Genomic DNA, 22059 nt, shown 5'->3' with positions numbered 1-22059 from the left:
AGATGACCAAGATGTGACAAAGCCGCCCAACGGTCGCCATTCTCTGGCCTCAACAACCTGCAATTCATCGGCCAAGCCCCTTTCCCTCCGGGGCCTTGACCATGGTCTACGCTTAGCAGGCCAGTCGCGATACCGCTGAACAAAAAGACATTCCGGGCGACGAACGACATCAAAGTGTCATCCAGTCCCCTTAAATTGGCTCAGGTATTGCTGACCTAGACCAACACAACCGCAATCGCAGCGTAGAACACGACCCAAGGAGCTTCGGAATGAAAAAGCTTTTCCTGGCATCACTGTTAGGCTCGACCATCGCTATGTGCACCGCCGCCATGGCGGCCGACACCGATTTGAAAACCCTCGAAGCCGCCGCAAAAGCGGAAGGCGCCGTCCACAGCGTCGGCATGCCCAATGACTGGGCCAACTGGGCCGGCACCTGGAAAGACCTGAGCGACAAGTACGGCCTCAAGCACATCGACACCGACATGAGCTCGGCCCAGGAAATCGCCAAGTTCGCCGCGGAAAAAGACAACGCCAGCGCCGACATCGGCGACGTCGGTGCAGCGTTCGGCCCGATCGCGGTCAAGCAAGGCGTGGTCCAGCCTTACAAGCCTTCGACCTGGGATCAGATTCCAGCCTGGGCTAAGGACAAGGACGGCAACTGGGCACTGGCTTACACCGGCACCATCGCTTTCATCGTCAACAAGAAGTTGCTGCACGGTTCCGAAGTGCCGACCAAGTGGGCTGACCTCAAGACCGGCAAGTACAAGGTTTCCATCGGCGACGTGAGCACTGCTGCCCAGGCTGCGAACGGCGTACTGGCCGCGGCTCTGGCCAATGGTGGCGACGAGAAAAACCTCAAGCCTGCCCTGGATCTGTTCGCCGACATCGCCAAGCAGGGTCGCCTGTCGATGTCCAACCCGGTCATTGGTGCCATGGAAAAAGGCGAAATCGAAGTCGGCGTGGTCTGGGACTTCAACGGCCTGAGCTACAAGGCCAAGATGGCCAATCCAGATGACTACGTGGTGCTGATCCCGTCCGACGGCTCGGTGATCTCCGGCTACACCACCATCATCAACAAGTACGCGAAAAACCCGAACGCCGCCAAGCTGACCCGCGAATACATCTTCAGCGACGCGGGCCAGATCAACCTGGCCAAGGGCAACGCCCGGCCGATCCGCGCCGACCACCTGACCCTGCCAGCCGAGGTGCAGGCCAAGCTGCTGCCTAACGAGCAGTACAAGAAGGTTACGCCGATCAAGGACGCGGACGCCTGGGAAAAGACCTCCAAGGCCCTTCCTCAGAAGTGGCAGGAAGAAGTCATCATCAATATGCAGTAATGCTGCATCTGTAGGAGCTGCCGCAGGCTGCGATCTTTTGATTTTGCTTTTCATAGGCAAGGTCCAAAGATCGCAGGCTTCGCCAGCTCCTACGACGATCTGATCAGATTTGATTTCGGAGTCATCGCCCCTATGAAACACAACGTCATCCTTGTCGTGCTCGACGGCCTCAACCACCAGGTTGCCCGCCACGCCATGGGGCACCTGCAGGCGTACGTCGGCGCCGGACGCGCCGCACTCTACAAACTGGAGTGCGAGTTGCCGTCCCTGTCCCGCCCGCTGTACGAATGCATCCTGACCGGCGTTGCGCCCATCGACAGCGGCATCGTCCATAACAATGTCTCGCGCCTGTCCAACCAGCGCAGCATCTATCACTACGCCACCGACGCAGGCCTTGTCACTGCTGCGGCGGCCTATCACTGGGTCAGCGAGCTGTACAACCGTTCGCCCTTCGTCGCGGCCCGGGACCGTCACACCGATGACCCGCAACTGCCGATCCAGCACGGGCATTTCTACTGGAACGATCACTATCCGGATTCGCACCTGTTCGCCGACGCCGAAAACCTGCGCCTGCGTCATGCGCCGAACTTCCTGTTGATCCACCCGATGAACATCGACGATGCCGGGCACAAGCACGGCCTCGACACCCCGCAGTACCGCAACAGCGCCCGCTCGGCCGACATCATCCTGGCCGACTACCTGCAAGGCTGGCTCGATGCCGGTTACCAGGTGCTGGTCACCGCGGACCACGGCATGAACAACGACCGCTCCCACAACGGCCTGCTGCCGGAAGAACGTGAGGTGCCGCTGTTCGTGCTCGGTGACGCATTCAGCCTCGACGCCGGTGCCGAGCCGAAACAGACCGAGATCTGCGGCACTGTCTGTGAGTTGCTCGGCGTCCCCCACGACAAACCGGTCTGCCGGGAGCTGTTGAAGTGAATGCCATGACCCGCAGTAAATGGCTGGCAGCCTTATGCCTGGTCCCGTTCGCGCTGTTCTTCATCGTATTCGAGATCGCACCGCTGACCTGGGTGATGATCAACAGCCTGCAATCGGAAGAATTCGGCTGGGGCCTGGCCAACTTCAGCAAAATCTTCAGCTCGAAGTTTTACCTGCAAGCCATCCAGTACAGCCTTGAGATCAGCTTCTGGTCCAGCGTGTTCGGGATCATCATCGCCATACTGGGCGCCTACTCCCTGCGCCGGGTCGATTCGAAACTGCGCAACTTCGTCAACGCCTTCGCCAACATGACCAGCAACTTCGCCGGTGTCCCCCTGGCCTTCGCATTCATCATTTTGCTCGGCTTCAACGGCAGCTTCACCATCATGCTCAAGCAGGCCGGCATCATTCAGGATTTCAACCTGTACTCGAAAACCGGGTTGATCATTCTCTACACCTACTTCCAGATTCCCCTCGGCGTGCTGCTGCTGTACCCGGCCTTCGATGCGCTGCGCGAAGACTGGCGCGAGTCGGCTTCACTGCTCGGCGCCGACGGTTGGCAGTACTGGCGGCACATCGGCCTGCCGGTGTTGACGCCAGCACTGCTGGGCACCTTCGTGATCCTGCTGGCAAACGCCCTCGGCGCCTACGCCACGGTGTACGCCCTGACCACCGGCAATTTCAACGTGCTGCCGATCCGCATCGCGGCAATGGTGTCCGGTGACATTTCCCTGGACCCGAACCTGGCCAGCGCCCTGGCCGTAGTGCTGGTGGCCTTGATGACCCTGGTGACCATCGTGCATCAGTTGCTGCTGAAGAGGAGCTACCATGTCTCGCGTTGAACTGGGGCCCGTCGGTGTCTACCACCGCGTCGTGGTGTACCTGCTGTTTGCCATCCTGCTGTTGCCGCTGGCCGGCACGCTGATCTACTCGATCGCCAGCAGTTGGTCGGCGACCATTCTGCCCAGCGGTTTCACCCTCAAGTGGTACATCCAGTTGTGGAGCGATCCGCGCTTCCTGAATGCGTTCGGGCAATCGTTGCTGGTCTGCGTCGGTTCGTTGATTCTTTCGGTGGTGCTGATTCTGCCGCTGCTGTTCGTGGTGCATTACCACTTCCCGAAACTCGACGCGTTGATGAACATCCTGATCCTGCTGCCCTTCGCAGTGCCACCGGTGGTGTCGTCGGTAGGGCTGTTGCAGCTCTACGGTTCCGGACCGTTCGCCATGGTCGGGACGCCGTGGATCCTGATCGGTTGCTACTTCACCGTGGCGCTGCCGTTCATGTACCGGGCCATCACCAACAACCTGCAAGCGATCAACCTGCGCGACTTGATGGACGCCGCCCAGTTGCTCGGCGCCAGCACCTTTCAAGCGGCGCTCCTGGTGGTACTGCCGAACCTGCGCAAGGGCCTGATGGTGGCGTTGCTGCTGTCGTTCTCGTTCCTGTTCGGTGAGTTCGTGTTCGCCAACATCCTGGTCGGTACCCGCTACGAAACCCTGCAGGTCTATCTCAACAACATGCGCAACAGCAGCGGTCATTTCACCAGTGCGCTGGTGATTTCCTACTTCTTCTTTGTGCTGGTTCTGACCTGGATTGCCAATATCTTGAACAGGGACAAAAGCGAATGAGCTATGTCAGCGTCCAACATCTTCAGAAAAGCTTCGCCGGAACCACGGTGTTCAGCGACATCAATTGCGAAATCCAGAAAGGCGAGTTCGTCACCCTGCTCGGCCCGTCCGGTTGCGGCAAATCCACCCTGCTGCGCTGCATCGCCGGCCTGACCTCCGTGGATGGTGGCAAAATCCTGCTCGACGGCCAGGACATCGTGCCGGCGAGCCCGCAGAAACGCGGGATCGGCATGGTGTTCCAGAGTTATGCGCTGTTCCCCAACATGACCGTGGAACAAAACGTCGCCTTCGGCCTGCGCATGCAAAAGGTCAATGCCGATGACAGCCGCAAACGCGTCGCCGAAGTGCTGAAACTGGTGGAGCTCAATAACTTTGCCGCGCGTTACCCGCATCAGCTCTCGGGAGGGCAGTGCCAGCGCGTTGCCCTCGCCCGCTCCCTGGTGACCCGGCCACGCCTGTTGCTGCTCGACGAGCCGTTGTCGGCCCTGGACGCGCGCATTCGCAAGCATCTACGTGAACAGATTCGCCAGATCCAGCGCGAACTGGGTCTGACCACGATTTTCGTCACACACGATCAGGAAGAAGCCCTGACCATGTCTGACCGGATTTTCCTGATGAATCAGGGAAAAATCGTACAAAGCGGCGACGCCGAAACCCTCTACACCGCACCAGTGGATGTGTTCGCCGCCGGTTTCATCGGCAACTACAACCTGCTGGATGCCGACAGCGCCTCGAAGCTGCTGCAGCGTCCGATCAGCAAGCGCATCGCCATTCGCCCGGAAGCCATCGAACTGAGCCTCAATGGCGAACTGGACGCGCAGGTACGCAGCCACAGCTTGCTGGGCAACGTGATTCGCTACCGGGTCGAGGCCCGGGGCGTGGAATTGGTGGTGGATGTGCTGAACCGCTCGGCGGCCGACCTGCATCCCGATGGTCAGCGCCTGGCGCTTTCCATCGATCCGACGGCCCTGTGTGAGGTAGCCTGATGCCTTTGCTGACGCTGAAGAGAGAACTGCACTGATGGCCCTGGCAATTTTTGATCTGGACGAAACCCTGATCCACGGCGACTGCGCCTCACTGTGGAGCGAGCAAATGGTCCGCCTCGGCTGGGTCGATGGCGAATCGTTCCTGCGTCGCGACAAGGAGTTGATGGATGCCTACGGAAGGGGCCATCTGGCCATGGAAGACTACATGGCCTTCAGCCTGGAACCCTTGATTGGTCGTACACCTGAAGAGGTCGCGCACCTGGTTGGCCCATGGGTGGAAGACTGCATCGAGCCGATCATTTTCAGTGACGCCACCAAGACCATCGCCGCCCATCGCAAGGCCGGCGACCGGATCCTGGTGATCTCGGCCTCGGGCACCCACCTGGTCGGCCCCATTGCCGAGCGCCTGGGCATCGACGAGATTCTCGGCATCGAACTGGAAGTGGCTCATGGCGTTTACAGCGGCCATACCGTTGGCACCCTGACCTACCGCGAAGGCAAGATCACCCGCTTGCTGGAGTGGCTGGATGCGGAAGAGGAAAACCTCGAAGGCGCGAGTTTCTATTCCGACTCGCGCAATGACTTGCCGCTGTTGCTGAAAGTGGATTACCCCCACGTGGTCAACCCGGATCCGGTGTTGCTTGAACACGCTGAAAAGGCTGGCTGGCCGATCCATCTCTGGAAGTAACCGGAAAGATCGCAGCCTGCGGCAGCTCCTACATGGGAATGCGAACCCCTGTAGGAGCTGCCGCAGGCTGCGATCTTTTCAAAGCCAACCCGATATCAGCTCAGGCTTTCATCAATCACCAACACCACCTTCCCCGCCACGGTATTACTCGCCAGCTCGGCAAACGCCGCCTCGGCATCCTTGATCGGGAATGCCCTGGCCAGCTGCGGACTCAACCGCCCTTCGGCGAACAACGGCCACACGTGCTGGCTCAAATCACTGAACAGATCTGCCTTGAACTGATCATCACGACTGCGCAGTGTCGAACCCAGCAACTGCACACGCTTGGCCAATACCTGAGCCAGATCCAGCTTGGCCTCACGGCCACCCATCAGACCGATCAACACCCAACGGCCATCCTGGGCCAGCAGCTTGAGGTTCAAAGCCGCGTAATTACCGCCCACCGGGTCGAGAATCACGTCGAACGGCCCCAGATCCCGCAGGCTCTCCAGATCGCCATTACGCACCACGCCGCCCTGGGCACCGAGCGCTTCGCAATACGCCAGTCGCTCGGCGGAGCCGACGCTGACCCAGCACGGATTACCGAACGCCTTGCACAGCTGAATGGCCGCTGAACCGATTCCACTTGCCCCGGCATGCAGAAGCACTTTCTGACCCGGTTTGAGCGCAGCCAGTTGAAACAAATTCAGCCAGACTGTTGCATAAACTTCGGGCAAAGCAGCTGCTTCGACCAGTGACATTCCGTCGGGAACCGGCAGCACATGCCGCCCGTCGACAACCACCTCTTCAGCCATCCCGCCCCCGGCCAGCAAGGCGCAAACCCGATCGCCAACCTGCCAGGAGGACCCTGCGCCAACCTCGCTGATGACCCCCGAGCACTCTAGACCGAGCACTTGACTGGCCCCCGGTGGCGGCGGGTAAAGGCCGGCTTTCTGCAATAAATCGGCGCGATTGAGACCTGCTGCCGACACTCGGATGCGAACTTGCCCTACATCGCATGTAGGACTCGGCTCATCAACCCACACCACTTGACCGTCAACGCCTTGCAATGCTTTCACAGTGCCTCCATAGTGAGTCTGGACTGAGCCCGAAGCTATAGCGCCGGGCTTTTTGCATTATGCGACCGGCTCCCAAAGAACCGGCGACTTCAAAGACGGCCTAATATGCGTTATCAATTGTCCCCGCGTCGAATCAGCATGAAGCATCTGTTCCCCAGCACTGCCCTCGCCTTGTTCATCGGTATCGGCTTGCTGCCGATGTCGAGCAATACATTCGCAGCCAATAGCTGGGACAAGCTTCAACCCGATCGTGACGAAGTGATCGCCAGCCTGAACGTCGTGGAGTTGCTCAAGCGCCACCACTACAGCAAGCCGCCACTCGATGACGCACGCTCGGTGATCATCTACGACAGCTACCTCAAGCTGCTGGATCCGTCGCGCAGCTACTTCATGGCCAGCGACATTGCCGAATTCGACAAGTGGAAAACCCAGTTCGACGATTTCCTCAAGAGCGGCGACCTGAACGCCGGGTTCACCATCTACAAGCGCTATCTGGACCGCGTAAAGGCGCGTCTGGACTTCGCCCTTGCCGAGTTGAACAAGGGCGTCGACAAGATCGACTTCACCGCCAAGGAAACCTTGCTGATCGACCGCAAGGACGCCCCTTGGCTCAAATCCACCGCAGAACTCGACGACCTGTGGCGCAAACGCGTCAAGGACGAAGTCCTGCGCCAGAAGATCGCCGGCAAGGATTCCAAGCAGATCCAGGAAACCCTGACCAAGCGCTACAAGAACCAGTTGGCGCGCCTGGACCAGACCCGCGCGGAAGACATCTTCCAGGCGTACATCAACACCTTCGCCATGTCCTACGACCCGCACACCAACTATCTGTCGCCGGATAACGCGGAGAACTTCGACATCAACATGAGCCTGTCCCTCGAGGGTATCGGTGCCGTGTTGCAGAGCGATAACGACCAGGTGAAAGTCGTGCGCCTGGTGCCGGCAGGTCCGGCGGACAAGACCAAGCAGGTTGCACCGGCCGACAAGATCATCGGCGTTGCCCAAGGCAACAAGGAAATGGTCGACGTCGTGGGCTGGCGCCTGGACGAAGTGGTCAAGCTGATCCGTGGTCCGAAGGGCACCGTGGTACGCCTGGAAGTCATCCCGGCCAGCAATGCGCCGAACGACCAGACCACCAAGATCGTGCCGATCACCCGTGAAGCGGTGAAGCTTGAAGATCAGGCCGTAAAGAAATCGGTCTTGAACCTCAAGCAGGACGGCAAGGACTACAAGCTCGGCGTCATCGAGATCCCGGCGTTCTATCTGGACTTCAAGGCCTTCCGTGCCGGCGACCCGGATTACAAGAGCACCACCCGTGACGTCAAGAAACTGCTGACCGAACTGCAGAAAGAGAAAGTCGACGGCGTGGTCATCGACCTGCGCAACAACGGCGGCGGCTCCTTGCAAGAGGCCACCGAGCTGACCAGCCTGTTCATCGACAAAGGTCCGACCGTGCTCGTGCGTAACGCCGATGGCCGGGTCGATGTACTGGAAGATGAAAACCCGGGTGCATTCTACAAGGGCCCGATGGCGTTGCTGGTCAACCGCCTGTCGGCCTCGGCTTCGGAGATTTTTGCCGGCGCCATGCAGGACTACCACCGCGCGCTGATCATCGGCGGCCAGACCTTCGGCAAAGGCACCGTGCAGACCATTCAGCCGCTCAACCATGGCGAACTGAAACTGACCCTGGCCAAGTTCTACCGGGTTTCCGGGCAGAGCACCCAGCATCAGGGCGTCTTGCCGGACATCGATTACCCGTCGATCATCGACACCAAGGAAATCGGTGAAAGCGCCCTGCCGGAAGCCATGCCGTGGGACACCATCAAGGCGGCGATCAAGCCTGCGCTCGACCCGTTCAAGCCGTACATTTCTCAACTCCAGTCCGAGCATGACGTGCGTACAGCCAAAGATGCAGAGTTCGTGTTCATCCGCGACAAGCTGGCCCTGGCGCAGAAACTGATGGCCGAGAAAACCGTCAGCCTCAATGAAGTCGACCGTCGTGCCCAGCACGCCGACATCGAAGCCAAACAGCTGGCCATGGAAAACATCCGTCGCAAGGCCAAGGGCGAAGAACCGCTCAAAGAGCTGAAGAAAGAAGACGAAGACGCCATTGCGGCCGAGGATGACAAGACCAAACCGGAAGACGACGCCTACCTCAGCGAAACCGGGCGGATTCTGCTGGACTACCTGAAACTCAACACGGCAGTGGCCAAGCACTGAGTTTGTACAAACAAATGATGGCAATTTAATGCTGACGCCCCTACGGGGTCATCAAACAGTCATCATTCTGTCGTGAAATAAAGGACCGGGCGTGCTCTTTTTACCAAGGGCACGCCCGGTCCTTTTTTTATTGCCAGAGACCGCCATGACCACAACCGAACAGCTGAGTGCCTTGAACTCGATCCTGAGTCAAAGCGGTTTACACAGTCTGTTCCAACCGATCATCAGCCTCTCTGAGCGACGCATCCTCGGTTATGAAGCCCTCAGTCGCGGCCCCTCCAACAGCCCTCTGCACTCCCCTGTCGCCCTGTTCGCCATCGCCCGCCAGACCGGACGCCTGAGCGAGCTGGAAATTGCCTGCCGCCAAAGCGCTTGCCGACGCTTCAATGAGCAACAACTGCCTGGCATGTTGTTCCTGAACGTGTCCCCGGAGTCCCTGCTCGAAGCGGCCCATCAACCCGGGCGAACCCTGCAATTGCTGCAGGACTTCGGCATCCCGCCGAGCCAGGTGGTCATCGAGCTCACGGAACAGACGCCGACCGACGATTTCCAGTTGCTGCAAACCGCCCTGCATCACTATCGGGCGATGGGGTTTTCGATTGCGCTGGATGATCTGGGAGCGGGCTATTCAAGTTTGCGCCTGTGGTCCGAGCTGCGGCCCGATTACGTGAAAATCGACCGGCATTTCATTGATGGCATTCATCAGGATGCGCTCAAGCGCGAGTTCGTCGGCTCGATCCTGCAAATCGCCAAAGCCTCGCGTGCACAAGTCATCGCCGAAGGTATCGAGCTGGCCGAAGAACTCACGGTGCTGACCGAAATGGGCGTAGACCTGGTACAGGGCTATCTGCTCTGCCGCCCCCAGGAGCACCCGCCACGGGATGCCCGGGCATTGATGCCCCGACAGGACAGCACCGCCGTTGTACTGAGCGAAGACGCCAGCGACCTCAGCGCTCTGCTCAACGAACTACCCGCGGTGAACCGGGACACCCCGACCGCCACAGTGCTCGAAGCCTTTCGTCGCCAGGCCAACCTGAACTCGCTGGCGGTCCTGGATGAACAGGGTCAACCCTGTGGCATTGTCCATCGTCATTCGCTCTCCGACGCCCTGCTCAAGCCCTTTGCCACCGACCTGTTTGCCCGCAAACCCATCAGCCGGTTGATGAATGATGACTTCCTCGCCGTCGAACTGAGCCAGTCCCTGCAACAGGTCAGCCGCCTGATCACCAGCCGTGCCCGCCAGCGCATCGAAGAAGATTTCATCATCACCCTCAACGGCGGTTATCTGGGCCTGGGCCGGGTGATCGACGTGCTCAAGCTGATCACGGAACTGAAGATCCAGCAGGCCCGCTACGCCAACCCGCTGACCTTGCTTCCGGGCAACGTGCCGATCCAGCAATGCCTGACGCGGCTGCTGCAACAGCGACGGGAATCGGTGATCTGCTACGTGGACATTGATAGCTTCAAGCCCTTCAACGACATCTACGGCTATGGTCGCGGCGACGAAGTCCTGCTGTGCCTGGCGCAATGCCTGAACGAGCGCGTCGATCCGTCCCGCGACTTCGTCGGCCACATCGGCGGCGATGATTTCCTGCTGGTGCTCGGTCCGCAAGACTGGCGCAAACGCTTGAACCAGTTGCTCGACGACTTCCAGAGCCAGTGTCGGCGCTTCTACCGCAGCGAACACCTGGAAGCCGGCTGCTTCATCGCACCCAATCGCCAGGGTCAGCGCCAGGAGTTTGCGTTGTTGTCACTGTCGATCGGCGTGGTGCATTTGCATCCACAGGCCTGTGGACAACTCGATGCGAGCCAGCTGGCAGAAATGGCATCACAGGCCAAGCACCATGCGAAGAACGTGCAGGGCTATAGCGTGCATGTGATTGATAGCCTGGTGGTTTCCGGGCATCGATAAGGGAGCTTTCCGGCATCAGTCCAATCAACGAGGCGCCGAGGAAGACTTCAGCTCTTCGAGCTTGATCGGCGCCAACGGATGCCCGGCCTTCGCCGCTATCTCCCAGAACCGTGCGGCCTCAACCGGATCCGGAGCCTTGCTCGCTGTCCCGGCCAAGGTGATCACGCCCACTTGATACGCCGCCTTGGCATCGCCCGCCAACGCCGCCAGGCGCAACAAACGCACGCCCTCCTCACGGGCACCGAGGCCGACGCCGCGAAACGCCAGGATGTGCCCATAGAAGCTCTGGGCGCCGACATTGCCCAGGTTGGCCATGCGTGCGAACTGACCTTCGAGCCAGCGCCAGCCTCGTGGCTGACGGACAAACCATGACCAGTGAAACAATCGGCGCGCGAGCCAGTAACCGGCCCGCGCCTTGAGTTGCAAGAACACTCAGGCCTCGGCCGATTCCGGGTATTCGTACTCGAACACCCGCACCACTTCCGAAGCATGCCAGGACGCGGCGGCAACGCCGTCCGACGGCCCGGAGAAACGCCCGAGACGCTCGACACATTCAAAGAATCCGGTGCGCGGCAAGCGGCTGGCACCCTGACTGATCACCAGTGAACTGCGCAATGGCTGCTCCGCCCTGGCATCCAGGGCCGCCAGATGCTCAAGGGCCGCCGTCAGGGTTTGCATGGCCGGGGTCGGCAGCTGCAAACGCTCCAGCAATGCTCGATACGTCAACAGATGGCGCTGGCGACGCGCCTGATCCAGTTCGCCGAGCAACCCGTCCCAATGTTGACGACTGATGCGTACGCTCACGATTCATCCCTCCACCCTGGCACCGTCAATTCCCAGGCCAGGCTGCGGCGAATCGCAGCGTCGGGCAGACGCTCGCCGCTTTCGATCATGGCCAGGTAAGACGGGCTGATGCCTACCGTGCGGGCCAACGCCTCGATGGCGATGCCCTTCCCCTCGCGCAAACTGCGTAGTTGATCCAGACCCGGAAGAATCGTGTCTGGTGTTGCCGCCTGAGGCTTCGTGGCTTGAGGCGACGCTTGCTCCTTGATACCCGCTGCTTTCAGTAACGCCTGATACTGAGCCCATGGCAGAACCGCATATTCGGGCTCGCCTTCGCGTGTAATTATCTGAATATCCATCACTACCCCGTAGGACAACAACACTTAGCGAGTCAGTACTTTTCCCTAGAAGTGTAATCCTAACAGCGGCCAAGGTCGCGGGGGACATCAATCTGTGAACAGGCCGAAATCGACTCAGTGTTTTTTCGGGCCTTGAAGTTGAAGTTGCTCGGGGGTAGCAGGCAGACGCTCAACCACCGCGAGCTTCTCCGGCACCTGCCGCTTGCGCCAGGTGCGGAAGGCATTGAGCTCGTCGTCGAGCACTTTCATCAGCCATGCCAGTACTGCGATGTCATCGAACATGCCAAACAATGGAATGAAATCCGGAATCGCATCCACCGGGCTGAGGAAGTACATCAGGCCCGCGACCACCGAAACCAGCGCCTTGGGGCTGATAGCGCGATACTCACCACGCCAGTAGGCCAGGCAGAGTGCCTGCAACAGCTTCAAGTCGTCCTTGATCTTGCCCAACCGGTTGCCCTGGCTTACGCCTTTGCTGGCGACCGCGAACAACAGGCTCGGCAATCGACCCCGTGCCAGCAGGCGTCCGGCCAGTGGCAGGAAACGAGCGAAATTCCAGGGTGCTTTCATCATTCCTCCCGTTGAAATGTTATCCACACAAATTGTGGATAACCTTGTGAACAGAGCAGCTTTTCGCCGCTGTAAGCCCCGTGTTACAAGGCCTGCGTTCAGATCGGGCGTTTTTTACTCATCAAAAAAAACCCATAATTTCATTGACTTGGCGGCCTTGTGCGACTACCGCCAACACCACTATGCCTGAGACTCCGGCCTAGAGCGTCTGTTCGATTTGTTTACCCCTGCCGAACGCCAGATGCAACAACGCCCCGCATGAGCGAGGCGTTGTTATCGAAGCAGGCGCTAGTTACTTGGCAGCGGCGTCTTCTTTTGCCGGATCCTTGATGGCCAGCAGTTCCAGGTCGAATACCAGCACCGAGTTGGCTGGAATCGCCGGGCTTGGGCTTTGAGCGCCGTAAGCCAGGTCAGCAGGGATGTACAGCTTGTACTTCTCGCCAACGTGCATCAGTTGCAAGCCTTCGACCCAACCCGGGATCACACCGCTGACCGGCAGATCGATCGGGCTGCCGCGCTCGACGGAGCTGTCGAATACGGTGCCATTGGTCAGCTTGCCGGTGTAGTGAACGGTCACTACATCAGTCGGCTTTGGCTGAGGGCCATCGGCTTTCTGCACGACTTCGTACTGCAAGCCCGAAGCGGTGGTGGTCACGCCAGGTTTCTTGGCGTTTTCCTCGAGGAACTTCTTGCCGGCAGCGGCCGACTCTTCGCTCATCTTGGCCATGCGCTCTTCGGCACGCTTTTGCAGCGCGGCGAATGCCTCGACCAGTTCTTCGTCTTTGAGCTTCTGCTCTTTCTTGCCGACGGCGTCTTCGATGCCCTGGGCTACAGCCTTGGAATCCAGGTCATCCATGCCTTCCTGAGCCAGGCTCTTGCCCATGTTCAGGCCAATGCCGTAGGAAGCTTTTTGCGCCGGAGTTTTCAGCTCTACGCTGGTCTGCGAATCACAACCCGCAAGTACCAGGCCAACCAGGGCTACCGCCGCCGCCAACCGATGCTGTTTCATGCTATTTCCTTGTTCATGCGCCTAAAGGGCAATCGAGTAAAGCCGCGAGCTTATCAGGCCGCCACGACCAATGGCTACCGGCATGAGAGCCGGAAACAATTGATAAGTTCAGGTGTTTAAACGCTTTTCACTATTCGGCTGATGAAGCTTCTTTCACTTTGCGCCGACGCAGGCTGATTCCGGAACTACAACATCTGGCGTAATGGCCTCTTGCCGCACCCTGCGTACTCGGGCATAACCGCATGATAATTCGACAAGGATGTTTATCTTGCGCCTCTTCTTTCGCTTGCTGGCTCTCGTCGCAGTACTGCTCGGACTGGTCATGGCCGTGGTGCTTTACTACGTTGCCAACCCGAAATTGCCGGCCTGGTCGCCTGCGCAACAAGTGCATTACCTGGAGCAATGGAGCGCCGCCGATCGCGAGACCTATTACTTCACCCCCCAGGGCACTCAGGTCAAAGGCTTGCGCTACGACTGGTTCACCGCCCTCGAACTGCCCTTCTCCCGACAACGCTTCGCCGCCCCCGAATACCTCGCCCGCTTCGGTTTCCTGGTGGACCCCGGCCAGAAGCCGACACCGAACAACCCCGGCAACCTCCCCGCAGGCTTTACGCGGCACCAGAATGCGGGGAGCACGGATATGTTTCTGGATATCACCTGCGCGGCTTGCCACACCGGTGAACTGCGATTCAAGGGCCAGGCCGTGCGTATCGATGGCGGCTCGGCGCAACATGTACTGCCATCCAGTGTTCCTACACTCAAAGGCGGAAGTTTCGGACAGGCTCTGGTGGCCAGCCTCGCCTCCACTTACTACAACCCGTGGAAATTCGAGCGCTTCGCACGCAACGTGCTCGGCCAGGACTACGAAACGCGCCACCAACAGTTGCGTAAAGATTTCAAATCTTCACTGGATACCTTCCTCAAAGTGGCCTGGAACGACACCCATCGCGGGCTCTATCCGACCGAGGAAGGCCCGGGGCGCACAGACGCCTTCGGGCGCATCGCCAACGCCAGCTTCGGTGATGCGATATCCCCCGACAACTACCGCGTGGCCAATGCCCCGGTCGATTATCCGCAGTTGTGGGACATGTGGACGTTCGAATGGGTGCAGTGGAACGGCTCGGCGAAACAACCGATGGCTCGCAACATCGGCGAGGCGCTGGGCGTGGGCGCCACGCTGAACTTCTTCGACAAGAGCGGCCAGCCGCTGACGGGTGATGCCCGCTACCCCTCCAGCGTCCGCGTGCGCGATCTACACCTGATCGAACAAACCCTGCAACGACTTTCACCTCCGGCCTGGCCTGAAGAACTGTTTGGCCAGGTCGACAAAACCCTGGCAGCCAAGGGCCGTGCCTTGTTCGCCGAAAACTGCGCAGGTTGCCATGTGCCGCGCACCAGCCAGGGCGAGGGACGATACGTCCAGCACCTGAAAATGCTCCCGGTGGATTACATCGGCACAGACCCCGGCGCGGCCAACAACATCGCCGACCACCGCTTCGACCTCACAGCTTTGCAATGGAAGCAGGCGGAACTGGAAAAACTCGATGTCGAGCCAAAGCCCGCCGAACCACTGGACCTGAGCAAAATGTCCGTGGCCAAGGGGTTGGCCTATGTCACCGCTTTTGTCCAGGACCGCGCCTATCAAGACGCCAACGTCACCCCTGCCGAGCGCCCTGACATGGACGGTTTCGGCCTGTCGATCGGTGTGCGCGAATTGCGTTCGTACAAGGCCAGGCCATTGGCGGGTGTATGGGCGACAGCGCCGTACCTGCACAACGGTTCGGTCCCGAGCCTTTATCAATTGCTGTCGCCTCAGGATGAGCGTGCGACCACCTTCTATAAAGGCACGTTCGAATACGACCCGGGACACCTGGGTTACCGCACCGAAGCCTTTGCCAACGGGTTCCTGTTCGACACACGAATCACCGGCAACCACAACAGCGGCCATGAATTCCGGGCCGGCAAACTCGGCAATGGTGTGATCGGCCGCGGATTGCAGCCACAAGAACGCTGGGCACTGCTGGAATATCTGAAAGTGCTGGGCGGCCCGCTGGAAGCGCAATTGCCATGACCACAACCGCCGTTAAAAGGACGTTCCCATGCTGATAACTCTCTGGCTGCGCCTGGGCGCCGTCCTCGCCAGCCTGTTGCTGTGGTTGCTGGGTCTCGGCGTACTGGGCTGGGCCCTGGCCGGCGCCTGGTTTGCCTGGCAGCATCGCGGGCCGGTTTCGGCGCAGGAGTTGATGGCGGACGACGAAGCCGCGATGACCCGGGACATCATCCAGACCGCCGTGCGCATCGTCGATCAGCACCGTGAAAGCACCCGCTACCTGCGCGACGCCCATGCCAAGGCCCACGGCTGTGTGAAGGCCGAGGTTCAGGTGCTGCCGGAACTGCCAGGCGAACTGCGTCAGGGCGTATTCAGCGAGCCGGGCAAAACCTGGCAAGCGACGATGCGCCTGTCCAACGGCAATGCCTACCCGCAGTTCGATAGCATCCGCGACGCCCGGGGCATGGCGATCAAACTGTTCGATGTGCCGGGCAAGCAACTGTTGAGCGACCGGCAGGGGCGAAACGAGCAGGACTTTGTGATGTTCAGCCACCCGAACTTCTTTGTCAGTGATGTCGCCGAATACCGTCAGAACGTCGCCGCCCAGGCCGACGGTAAAAAGCTGATGGCCTTCTTCCCCGGTCGGGATCCGCGCGCCTGGCAGGTTCGCCACCTGTTCATTGCCCTGGCGACACTGGCCCCTGCCCCGTCGAGCCCGACCCAGACGACGTACTTTTCGGTTTCACCCTACAAATTCGGTGAAGCCAATGCGAAATTCCGGGTCATGCCCGATCCGGATAACTGCCCGGCCTACAACCTGCCGGAACAAAATCGCAAGTTGCCGAACTTCCTGCGCAATGCGCTGAACCAACAGCTGTCGACCGACCGGGTGCCCGCGTGTTTCGCCTTGCAAATCCAGCGACAGGACGCCAACCAGTACATGCCGATCGAAGACACCAGCATTGAGTGGCGCGAGAGCGATGCGCCCTTCGAGACGGTGGCACGGATCAAGGTGCCGGCACAGGACTTCGATACGCCGGCGCTAAACCTGCAATGCGACAACCTGTCGTTCAATCCCTGGTTCGGCGTCGAGGCGCACCGCCCCATCGGCGGGATCAATCGCCTGCGCAAGGCCGTGTATGAAGCCGTCAGCGACTACCGACACAGTCGCAACGCCGAGCAATAATCGAGCAGGCACAAAAAAAGCGATCCTCGGATCGCTTTATGGTCTGGCCAAACGCCAGACAGCAAAAAGCCCGCACTAGACGGGCTTTCTGTGGTGACCTGGCGTTCAGTGTTCCAGGTTACCGAATATGGCGCAGCGGACGGGACTCGAACCCGCGACCCCCGGCGTGACAGGCCGGTATTCTAACCGACTGAACTACCGCTGCGCGTAGCGTTGAAAGTAAGTGGTGGGTGATGACGGGATCGAACCGCCGACATTCTGCTTGTAAGGCAGACGCTCTCCCAGCTGAGCTAATCACCCTTTACCTTCGTTGCGGGGCACATTATGCCACAGGTTTTTATAAAGTATTGATTTATTTGAAGTTTTTTTCAAAAAATCTACAAACCGGTGAAACGATGCAACCCACAGGAACAACAGACAAACTTGAGGCAGAAAAAAACCCGCCTAAGCGGGCTTTTTCCGTGGTGACCTGGCGTTCAGTGCTCCAGGTTACCGAATATGGCGCAGCGGACGGGACTCGAACCCGCGACCCCCGGCGTGACAGGCCGGTATTCTAACCGACTGAACTACCGCTGCGCGTAACACTGAAAACGAATGGTGGGTGATGACGGGATCGAACCGCCGACATTCTGCTTGTAAGGCAGACGCTCTCCCAGCTGAGCTAATCACCCTTCGCTTCGGTGTGGCGCGCATTCTACGGAGCGACCCAACCTCTGGCAAGCACTTTTTAAAATAATTTTCTCAGCCCTTCCAAAGGCTTAGAGAAAGGTTGGCCTATGGCACGGCGAAGACAATAATGCCCCCCTTTGTATAAAGGAGAGACTCACCCCATGTGGTTCAAAAACCTGCTTATCTATCGCCTGACCCAAGATCTGCCTGTTGATGCCGAGGCGTTGGAAACTGCACTGGCCACCAAACTGGCGCGCCCATGTGCAAGCCAGGAGTTGACCACCTACGGTTTCGTCGCGCCGTTCGGCAAAGGCGAAGATGCGCCACTGGTGCACGTCAGCGGTGACTTCCTGCTGGTGTCCGCGCGCAAGGAAGAACGTATTTTGCCGGGTAGCGTCGTGCGTGACGCGGTCAAGGAAAAGGTCGAAGAGATCGAAGCCGAGCAAATGCGCAAGGTCTATAAGAAGGAACGCGATCAGATCAAGGATGAAATCATCCAGGCCTTCCTGCCACGCGCCTTCATCCGCCGCTCGTCGACCTTCGCCGCCATCGCGCCGAAACAGGGTCTGATCCTGGTCAACTCGGCCAGCCCGAAACGCGCCGAAGACTTGCTGTCCACCCTGCGCGAAGTGATCGGCACCTTGCCGGTGCGCCCGCTGACCGTGAAGATGTCCCCGACCGCGACCATGACCGAGTGGGTCACCACCCAGAAAGCCGCGGACGATTTCTTTGTGCTGGACGAGTGCGAACTGCGCGACACCCACGAAGACGGCGGCATCGTGCGTTGCAAGCGCCAGGACCTGACCAGCGAAGAAATCCAGCTGCACCTGAGCACCGGCAAAGTGGTCACTCAACTGTCCCTGGCCTGGCAGGACAAACTGTCGTTCGTCCTCGACGACAAAATGGTGGTCAAGCGCCTGAAGTTCGAAGACCTGCTGCAAGACCAGGCGGAACAGGACGGCGGCGACGAAGCCCTGGGCCAACTGGACGCCAGCTTCACCCTGATGATGCTGACCTTCGGCGACTTCCTGCCGGCGCTGGTTGAAGCGCTGGGTGGTGAAGAGACTCCGCAGGGAATCTAAAAGCTTGTGATCTCAAACTGTGGGAGCGGGCTTGCTCGCGAAAGCGGAGCGTCAGTCGACATTGATACTGACTGATACTCCGCTTTCGCGAGCAAGCCCGCTCCCACATTTGGTTTTGTGGTGCTACTGAATAAAAAAGGATCAAGCCATGCGCGCACTGGCTGCATTGAGTCGTTTTGTCGGCAACACCTTCGCTTACTGGGTACTGATTTTCGCTGTCGTGGCGTTTCTGCAGCCGGCATGGTTCATCGGCCTCAAGGGCGCCATCGTGCCCTTGCTGGGGCTGGTGATGTTCGGCATGGGCCTGACCCTCAAACTCGAAGACTTCGCCGAAGTCGCTCGGCATCCATGGCGCGTGGCCCTGGGCGTGGTGGCCCATTTCGTGATCATGCCGGGCGTGGCGTGGTTGCTCTGCCAGGCGTTCCACTTGCCACCGGAAATCGCCGTCGGCGTGATTCTGGTCGGCTGCTGCCCGAGCGGCACCTCGTCGAACGTGATGACCTGGCTGGCCCGTGGCGACTTGGCGCTGTCGGTGGCCATCGCCGCCGTCACCACCCTCCTCGCCCCGCTGCTGACCCCGGCGTTGATCTGGCTGCTGGCCTCGGCCTGGTTGCCGGTGTCGTTCATGGAATTGTTCTGGTCGATCCTGCAGGTGGTGCTGTTGCCGATCGTGCTGGGCGTGGTTGCCCAACGAGTGCTCGGCGACAAGGTTCGCCACGCCGTGGACGTATTGCCGCTGGTGTCGGTGGTCAGCATTGTGATCATCGTCACGGCAGTCGTCGCCGCCAGCCAGGCGAAGATCGCAGAGTCCGGTCTGTTGATCATGGCCGTGGTCATGCTGCACAACAGCTTCGGCTACCTGCTGGGTTACTTCACCGGGCGCCTGTTCAAGCTGCCTCTGGCCCAGCGCAAGTCCCTGGCCCTGGAAGTCGGCATGCAGAACTCCGGGCTGGGCGCCGCGTTGGCGAGCGCACACTTCTCGCCGTTGGCGGCAGTGCCAAGTGCACTGTTCAGTGTGTGGCACAACATTTCCGGGGCATTGCTCTCCACGTATTTCCGCCGCATGAGCGAGAAACAGGATCGGGAAATGGCAGCGCAACAGGTCAGTGACTGAGTTGAAAACTTGATCCCCGGGTTAATGCTGGGCACTATATTGCGCAACGCGAGGACGACCTCGCGGCTCGATCGAGTCATTAATCAGGGGACGACCCCGTCAGACGATGGAGGTCTTCATGTCCTGGATCATTCTGTTTTTCGCCGGCCTATTCGAAGTCGGCTGGGCCGTCGGCCTCAAGTACACCGACGGCTTCACCCGCCCGCTCCCCACCGTGTTGACCGTCGCGGCCATGGCGATCAGCCTTGGCTTGCTCGGCCTTGCAATGAAAGAATTGCCGCTGGGTACGGCCTATGCGATCTGGACCGGTGTCGGCGCCGTTGGCACGGTGATCGCCGGGATCATCCTGTTTGGCGAATCCATGGCGCTGGTGCGGTTGGCGAGTGTGGCGTTGATTATTTCCGGGCTTGTTGGCCTGAAGGTCAGCGCTTAACTTTCAGACCGCCATCGTCGGATCGCCGCCCGGAGATCCGACGATGAGGCCCGTTCAAACAACCATTATCTGACAGCCCCGCGCAACTCCCCCACCAACGCCTGCAACTTCGCCGGCTCCGCCACTTCAACCGCCACCGCCGGCCCCGCCACCAATGTCACTCGCGACCACAGGCGATGAAACAGTCCCTTGCCCGGATCGCGGCTGAAGAAACTCCCCCACAACCCCTGCAAGGCCAGCGGAATCACCGGTACTGGCGTCTCTTCGAGAATCCGCGTCAACCCGCCCTTGAATTCATTGATCTGGCCATCGGCGGTCAATTTACCCTCGGGGAAGATGCACACCAGCTCACCGTCCTTCAGGTACCGGGCAATGCGCGTGAAGGCTTGTTCATATATCTGGATGTCTTCCTGGCGCCCTGCAATCGGAATCGTCCCCGCGGTACGGAAGATGAAGTTCAGCACCGGCAGGTTGTAGATCTTGTAGTACATGACAAAGCGAATCGGCCGACGCACCGCGCCGCCAATCAGCAAGGCGTCGACGAATGACACGTGATTGCACACCAGCAACGCCGCGCCTTCATCGGGGATCAAATCCAGATTGCGATGCTCGACGCGGTACATGGAATGGCTGAGCAGCCAGATCATGAAACGCATGGTGAACTCGGGGACGATCTTGAAGATGTAGGCGTTGACGCCGATGTTCAGCAACGACACCACCAGGAACAGCTGCGGGATCGACAGCTCGGCCACACTCAGCAAGATGATCGAGACAATCGCCGACACCACCATGAACAAGGCATTGAGGATATTGTTGGCGGCAATCACCCGCGCCCGTTCGTTCTCCGCCGTACGTGACTGGATCAGCGCGTACAGCGGCACGATGTAGAAACCGCCAAAGACGCCCAGGCCGAGGATGTCGAGCAACACCAGCCAGGTGTGGCCGAAACCGAGGATCTCGATCCAGCCATGGCCAGTGGCGCTGTCCGGGATTCCACCAGAATGCCACCACAGCAGCAGACCAAAAACGGTCAGGCCGAACGATCCGAACGGCACCAGTCCGATCTCGACTTTGCGCCCGGAGAGCTTCTCGCACAGCAGCGAACCCAATGCGATGCCGACCGAGAACACCGTCAGAATCAGCGTCACCACGGTTTCGTCGCCGTGCATCCACTCCTTGGCATAGGCCGGGATCTGCGTCAGGTAAATCGCCCCGACAAACCAGAACCACGAGTTGCCGACAATCGAGCGTGACACCGCCGGCGTTTGCCCCAGGCCCAGCTTCAACGTGGCCCAGGACTGGCTGAAGATGTTCCAGTTCAGGCGCATTTGCGGCGTGGCGGCCGCCGCCCGGGGAATGCTGCGACTGGCCAAGTAGCCGAGCACGGCAGTGCCGATGATTGCCACGGACACCACCGGTGCGTAATGCGCCGAAGACATCATGATCCCGGCACCAATGGTGCCGGCAAGGATCGCCAGGAAGGTGCCCATTTCCACCAGGCCGTTGCCGCCTACCAGCTCATCTTCATGCAGGGCTTGCGGCAGGATCGAGTACTTCACCGGCCCGAACAACGCCGAGTGGGTGCCCATGGCGAACAGCGCCAGCAGCATCAACGACAAGTGATCGAACATGAAGCCGACGGCACCGACCGCCATGATGGCGATTTCCCCAAGCTTGATCAGGCGGATCAACGCGTCCTTGGCGAACTTTTCCCCGAATTGCCCGGCCAGGGCCGAGAACAGGAAGAACGGCAGGATAAACAGCAGCGCACACAGGTTGACCCATATCGAGCGGTCACCCTCGATGGTCAGCTTGTACAAAATGGCCAGGATCAACGACTGCTTGAACACGTTGTCGTTGAACGCCCCGAGGGACTGGGTGACGAAGAACGGCAGGAAGCGCCGGGTGCGTAGCAAGGTGAACTGTGAGGGGTGACTCATCTTCCATGTGTCCCTGATGATAGGTAACGAGTGGCCTGGATTCTTATTGGATTATCAAAAGTCGATCCAGGCCACACCTTACCTAATTCTTTGCC

The 22059-nt window shown here is 59.6% G+C and carries 20 protein-coding genes and 4 tRNA genes; 13 read left to right on the top strand and 11 right to left on the bottom strand.

The genetic code is table 11. The annotated features are described in order from the left end of the window. The first annotated feature begins 269 nt into the window (after positions 1–269). From AB4O40_RS26065 to AB4O40_RS26040, 6 genes are all read left to right on the top strand, one after another. Complete coding sequence (locus AB4O40_RS26065) at positions 270–1337, top strand: ABC transporter substrate-binding protein (RefSeq protein ID WP_223542318.1); 1068 nt, start codon at positions 270–272, stop codon at positions 1335–1337. A 132-nt stretch (positions 1338–1469) separates the two neighbouring features. Beyond that, positions 1470–2276, top strand: a complete 807-nt coding sequence (locus AB4O40_RS26060) for an alkaline phosphatase family protein (protein WP_223542317.1) — start codon at positions 1470–1472, stop codon at positions 2274–2276. Positions 2277–2281: 5 nt separating this feature from the next. Beyond that, positions 2282–3118, top strand: a complete 837-nt coding sequence (locus AB4O40_RS26055; protein WP_162252402.1) for an ABC transporter permease — start codon at positions 2282–2284, stop codon at positions 3116–3118. Then, the gene (locus AB4O40_RS26050) at positions 3105–3905 is read left to right on the top strand and encodes an ABC transporter permease (protein ID WP_056721777.1); all 801 of its coding nucleotides are present in this window, start codon (positions 3105–3107) and stop codon (positions 3903–3905) included. The genes AB4O40_RS26055 and AB4O40_RS26050 overlap by 14 nt, the downstream gene beginning before the upstream one ends. Further along, a complete protein-coding gene (locus AB4O40_RS26045; protein WP_460057376.1) occupies positions 3902–4891 on the top strand; it encodes an ABC transporter ATP-binding protein in 990 nt (329 codons plus the stop codon). Before AB4O40_RS26050 ends, AB4O40_RS26045 begins: the two co-directional genes overlap by 4 nt. A gap of 34 nt (positions 4892–4925) precedes the next feature. Continuing rightward, positions 4926–5579 carry an HAD family hydrolase gene (locus tag AB4O40_RS26040; RefSeq protein ID WP_056721773.1) on the top strand — a complete coding sequence of 218 codons (654 nt, stop codon included), beginning with the start codon at positions 4926–4928 and terminating at the stop codon, positions 5577–5579. A gap of 95 nt (positions 5580–5674) precedes the next feature. Here the strand turns inward: AB4O40_RS26040 and AB4O40_RS26035 are convergent, their stop codons facing one another. Next, positions 5675–6637 carry a zinc-binding dehydrogenase gene (locus AB4O40_RS26035; protein ID WP_056721772.1) on the bottom strand — a complete coding sequence of 321 codons (963 nt, stop codon included), beginning with the start codon at positions 6635–6637 and terminating at the stop codon, positions 5675–5677. A gap of 138 nt (positions 6638–6775) precedes the next feature. Between AB4O40_RS26035 and AB4O40_RS26030 the strand changes: the two genes are divergently transcribed. Together AB4O40_RS26030 and AB4O40_RS26025 are read left to right on the top strand one after the other, a co-directional pair. Continuing rightward, on the top strand, positions 6776–8857 hold the full coding sequence (locus AB4O40_RS26030) for a carboxy terminal-processing peptidase (RefSeq protein ID WP_223542399.1): 2082 nt from the start codon (positions 6776–6778) through the stop codon (positions 8855–8857). Positions 8858–9002: 145 nt separating this feature from the next. After that, positions 9003–10769 carry a bifunctional diguanylate cyclase/phosphodiesterase gene (locus tag AB4O40_RS26025; RefSeq protein ID WP_223542315.1) on the top strand — a complete coding sequence of 589 codons (1767 nt, stop codon included), beginning with the start codon at positions 9003–9005 and terminating at the stop codon, positions 10767–10769. Between the two features lie 24 nt (positions 10770–10793). Here AB4O40_RS26025 and AB4O40_RS26020 read toward each other — a convergent pair whose 3' ends face one another. The 5 genes from AB4O40_RS26020 to AB4O40_RS26000 all read right to left on the bottom strand — a co-directional run bounded on the left by AB4O40_RS26020 (position 10794) and on the right by AB4O40_RS26000 (position 13490). Continuing rightward, positions 10794–11201 carry a hypothetical protein gene (locus tag AB4O40_RS26020; RefSeq protein ID WP_056721766.1) on the bottom strand — a complete coding sequence of 136 codons (408 nt, stop codon included), beginning with the start codon at positions 11199–11201 and terminating at the stop codon, positions 10794–10796. After that, positions 11202–11573: a hypothetical protein gene (locus tag AB4O40_RS26015; RefSeq protein WP_007898892.1), complete on the bottom strand. Its 372-nt coding sequence runs from the start codon at positions 11571–11573 to the stop codon at positions 11202–11204. Next, positions 11570–11911, bottom strand: coding sequence for a helix-turn-helix domain-containing protein (locus tag AB4O40_RS26010; protein ID WP_056722297.1), 342 nt, complete (start codon positions 11909–11911; stop codon positions 11570–11572). Before AB4O40_RS26010 ends, AB4O40_RS26015 begins: the two co-directional genes overlap by 4 nt. A gap of 114 nt (positions 11912–12025) precedes the next feature. Beyond that, positions 12026–12481 carry a YkvA family protein gene (locus AB4O40_RS26005; protein ID WP_056721765.1) on the bottom strand — a complete coding sequence of 152 codons (456 nt, stop codon included), beginning with the start codon at positions 12479–12481 and terminating at the stop codon, positions 12026–12028. Positions 12482–12773: 292 nt separating this feature from the next. Next, a complete protein-coding gene (locus tag AB4O40_RS26000) occupies positions 12774–13490 on the bottom strand; it encodes an FKBP-type peptidyl-prolyl cis-trans isomerase (RefSeq protein ID WP_056721763.1) in 717 nt (238 codons plus the stop codon). A gap of 268 nt (positions 13491–13758) precedes the next feature. Between AB4O40_RS26000 and AB4O40_RS25995 the strand changes: the two genes are divergently transcribed. Next, positions 13759–15561 carry a di-heme-cytochrome C peroxidase gene (locus AB4O40_RS25995; protein ID WP_056722295.1) on the top strand — a complete coding sequence of 601 codons (1803 nt, stop codon included), beginning with the start codon at positions 13759–13761 and terminating at the stop codon, positions 15559–15561. A gap of 28 nt (positions 15562–15589) precedes the next feature. Beyond that, positions 15590–16726: a catalase family protein gene (locus AB4O40_RS25990; protein ID WP_460057384.1), complete on the top strand. Its 1137-nt coding sequence runs from the start codon at positions 15590–15592 to the stop codon at positions 16724–16726. A 128-nt stretch (positions 16727–16854) separates the two neighbouring features. Here AB4O40_RS25990 and AB4O40_RS25985 read toward each other — a convergent pair. The 4 genes from AB4O40_RS25985 to AB4O40_RS25970 all read right to left on the bottom strand — a co-directional run bounded on the left by AB4O40_RS25985 (position 16855) and on the right by AB4O40_RS25970 (position 17397). Continuing rightward, a tRNA-Asp gene (locus AB4O40_RS25985) sits at positions 16855–16931 on the bottom strand. 19 nt (positions 16932–16950) lie between these two features. Continuing rightward, positions 16951–17026, bottom strand: a tRNA-Val gene (locus tag AB4O40_RS25980). A gap of 199 nt (positions 17027–17225) precedes the next feature. Further along, positions 17226–17302, bottom strand: a tRNA-Asp gene (locus tag AB4O40_RS25975). Positions 17303–17321: 19 nt separating this feature from the next. Beyond that, a tRNA-Val gene (locus AB4O40_RS25970) sits at positions 17322–17397 on the bottom strand. A gap of 159 nt (positions 17398–17556) precedes the next feature. Here AB4O40_RS25970 and rdgC point away from each other — a divergent pair. The 3 genes from rdgC to sugE all read left to right on the top strand — a co-directional run bounded on the left by rdgC (position 17557) and on the right by sugE (position 20024). Further along, entirely contained in the window at positions 17557–18477 is a 921-nt protein-coding gene (rdgC, locus tag AB4O40_RS25965; RefSeq protein ID WP_007969735.1) for a recombination-associated protein RdgC, read from the top strand. Between the two features lie 148 nt (positions 18478–18625). Beyond that, on the top strand, positions 18626–19591 hold the full coding sequence (locus AB4O40_RS25960; RefSeq protein ID WP_056721760.1) for a bile acid:sodium symporter family protein: 966 nt from the start codon (positions 18626–18628) through the stop codon (positions 19589–19591). Positions 19592–19709: 118 nt separating this feature from the next. Continuing rightward, positions 19710–20024 (top strand): quaternary ammonium compound efflux SMR transporter SugE, encoded by a 315-nt coding sequence (gene sugE, locus AB4O40_RS25955; protein WP_007977599.1) that lies wholly within the window; start codon positions 19710–19712, stop codon positions 20022–20024. Positions 20025–20089: 65 nt separating this feature from the next. Here the strand turns inward: sugE and AB4O40_RS25950 are convergent, their stop codons facing one another. After that, positions 20090–21964, bottom strand: coding sequence for an MFS transporter (locus AB4O40_RS25950; protein WP_414918029.1), 1875 nt, complete (start codon positions 21962–21964; stop codon positions 20090–20092). Positions 21965–22059: the final 95 nt, after the last annotated feature.

The organism is Pseudomonas sp. S2_F07 (assembly GCF_054668325.1).
The sequence above is the reverse complement of the archived record's forward strand: the minus strand, read 5'-3'. Positions and strand labels throughout refer to the sequence as shown.

What these genes read in the sequence shown, in the direction of transcription:
- AB4O40_RS26065 (WP_223542318.1), top strand. Translation starts at nt 270, where the DNA reads ATGAAAAAGCTTTTCCTGGCATCACTGTTAGGCTCGACCATCGCTATG.
- AB4O40_RS26060 (WP_223542317.1), top strand. Translation starts at nt 1,470, where the DNA reads ATGAAACACAACGTCATCCTTGTCGTGCTCGACGGCCTCAACCACCAG.
- AB4O40_RS26055 (WP_162252402.1), top strand. Translation starts at nt 2,282, where the DNA reads ATGACCCGCAGTAAATGGCTGGCAGCCTTATGCCTGGTCCCGTTCGCG.
- AB4O40_RS26050 (WP_056721777.1), top strand. Translation starts at nt 3,105, where the DNA reads ATGTCTCGCGTTGAACTGGGGCCCGTCGGTGTCTACCACCGCGTCGTG.
- AB4O40_RS26045 (WP_460057376.1), top strand. Translation starts at nt 3,902, where the DNA reads ATGAGCTATGTCAGCGTCCAACATCTTCAGAAAAGCTTCGCCGGAACC.
- AB4O40_RS26040 (WP_056721773.1), top strand. Translation starts at nt 4,926, where the DNA reads ATGGCCCTGGCAATTTTTGATCTGGACGAAACCCTGATCCACGGCGAC.
- AB4O40_RS26030 (WP_223542399.1), top strand. Translation starts at nt 6,776, where the DNA reads ATGAAGCATCTGTTCCCCAGCACTGCCCTCGCCTTGTTCATCGGTATC.
- AB4O40_RS26025 (WP_223542315.1), top strand. Translation starts at nt 9,003, where the DNA reads ATGACCACAACCGAACAGCTGAGTGCCTTGAACTCGATCCTGAGTCAA.
- AB4O40_RS26010 (WP_056722297.1), bottom strand. Translation starts at nt 11,911, where the DNA reads ATGGATATTCAGATAATTACACGCGAAGGCGAGCCCGAATATGCGGTT.
- AB4O40_RS26005 (WP_056721765.1), bottom strand. Translation starts at nt 12,481, where the DNA reads ATGAAAGCACCCTGGAATTTCGCTCGTTTCCTGCCACTGGCCGGACGC.
- AB4O40_RS26000 (WP_056721763.1), bottom strand. Translation starts at nt 13,490, where the DNA reads ATGAAACAGCATCGGTTGGCGGCGGCGGTAGCCCTGGTTGGCCTGGTA.
- AB4O40_RS25990 (WP_460057384.1), top strand. Translation starts at nt 15,590, where the DNA reads ATGCTGATAACTCTCTGGCTGCGCCTGGGCGCCGTCCTCGCCAGCCTG.
- rdgC (WP_007969735.1), top strand. Translation starts at nt 17,557, where the DNA reads ATGTGGTTCAAAAACCTGCTTATCTATCGCCTGACCCAAGATCTGCCT.
- AB4O40_RS25960 (WP_056721760.1), top strand. Translation starts at nt 18,626, where the DNA reads ATGCGCGCACTGGCTGCATTGAGTCGTTTTGTCGGCAACACCTTCGCT.
- sugE (WP_007977599.1), top strand. Translation starts at nt 19,710, where the DNA reads ATGTCCTGGATCATTCTGTTTTTCGCCGGCCTATTCGAAGTCGGCTGG.
- AB4O40_RS25950 (WP_414918029.1), bottom strand. Translation starts at nt 21,964, where the DNA reads ATGAGTCACCCCTCACAGTTCACCTTGCTACGCACCCGGCGCTTCCTG.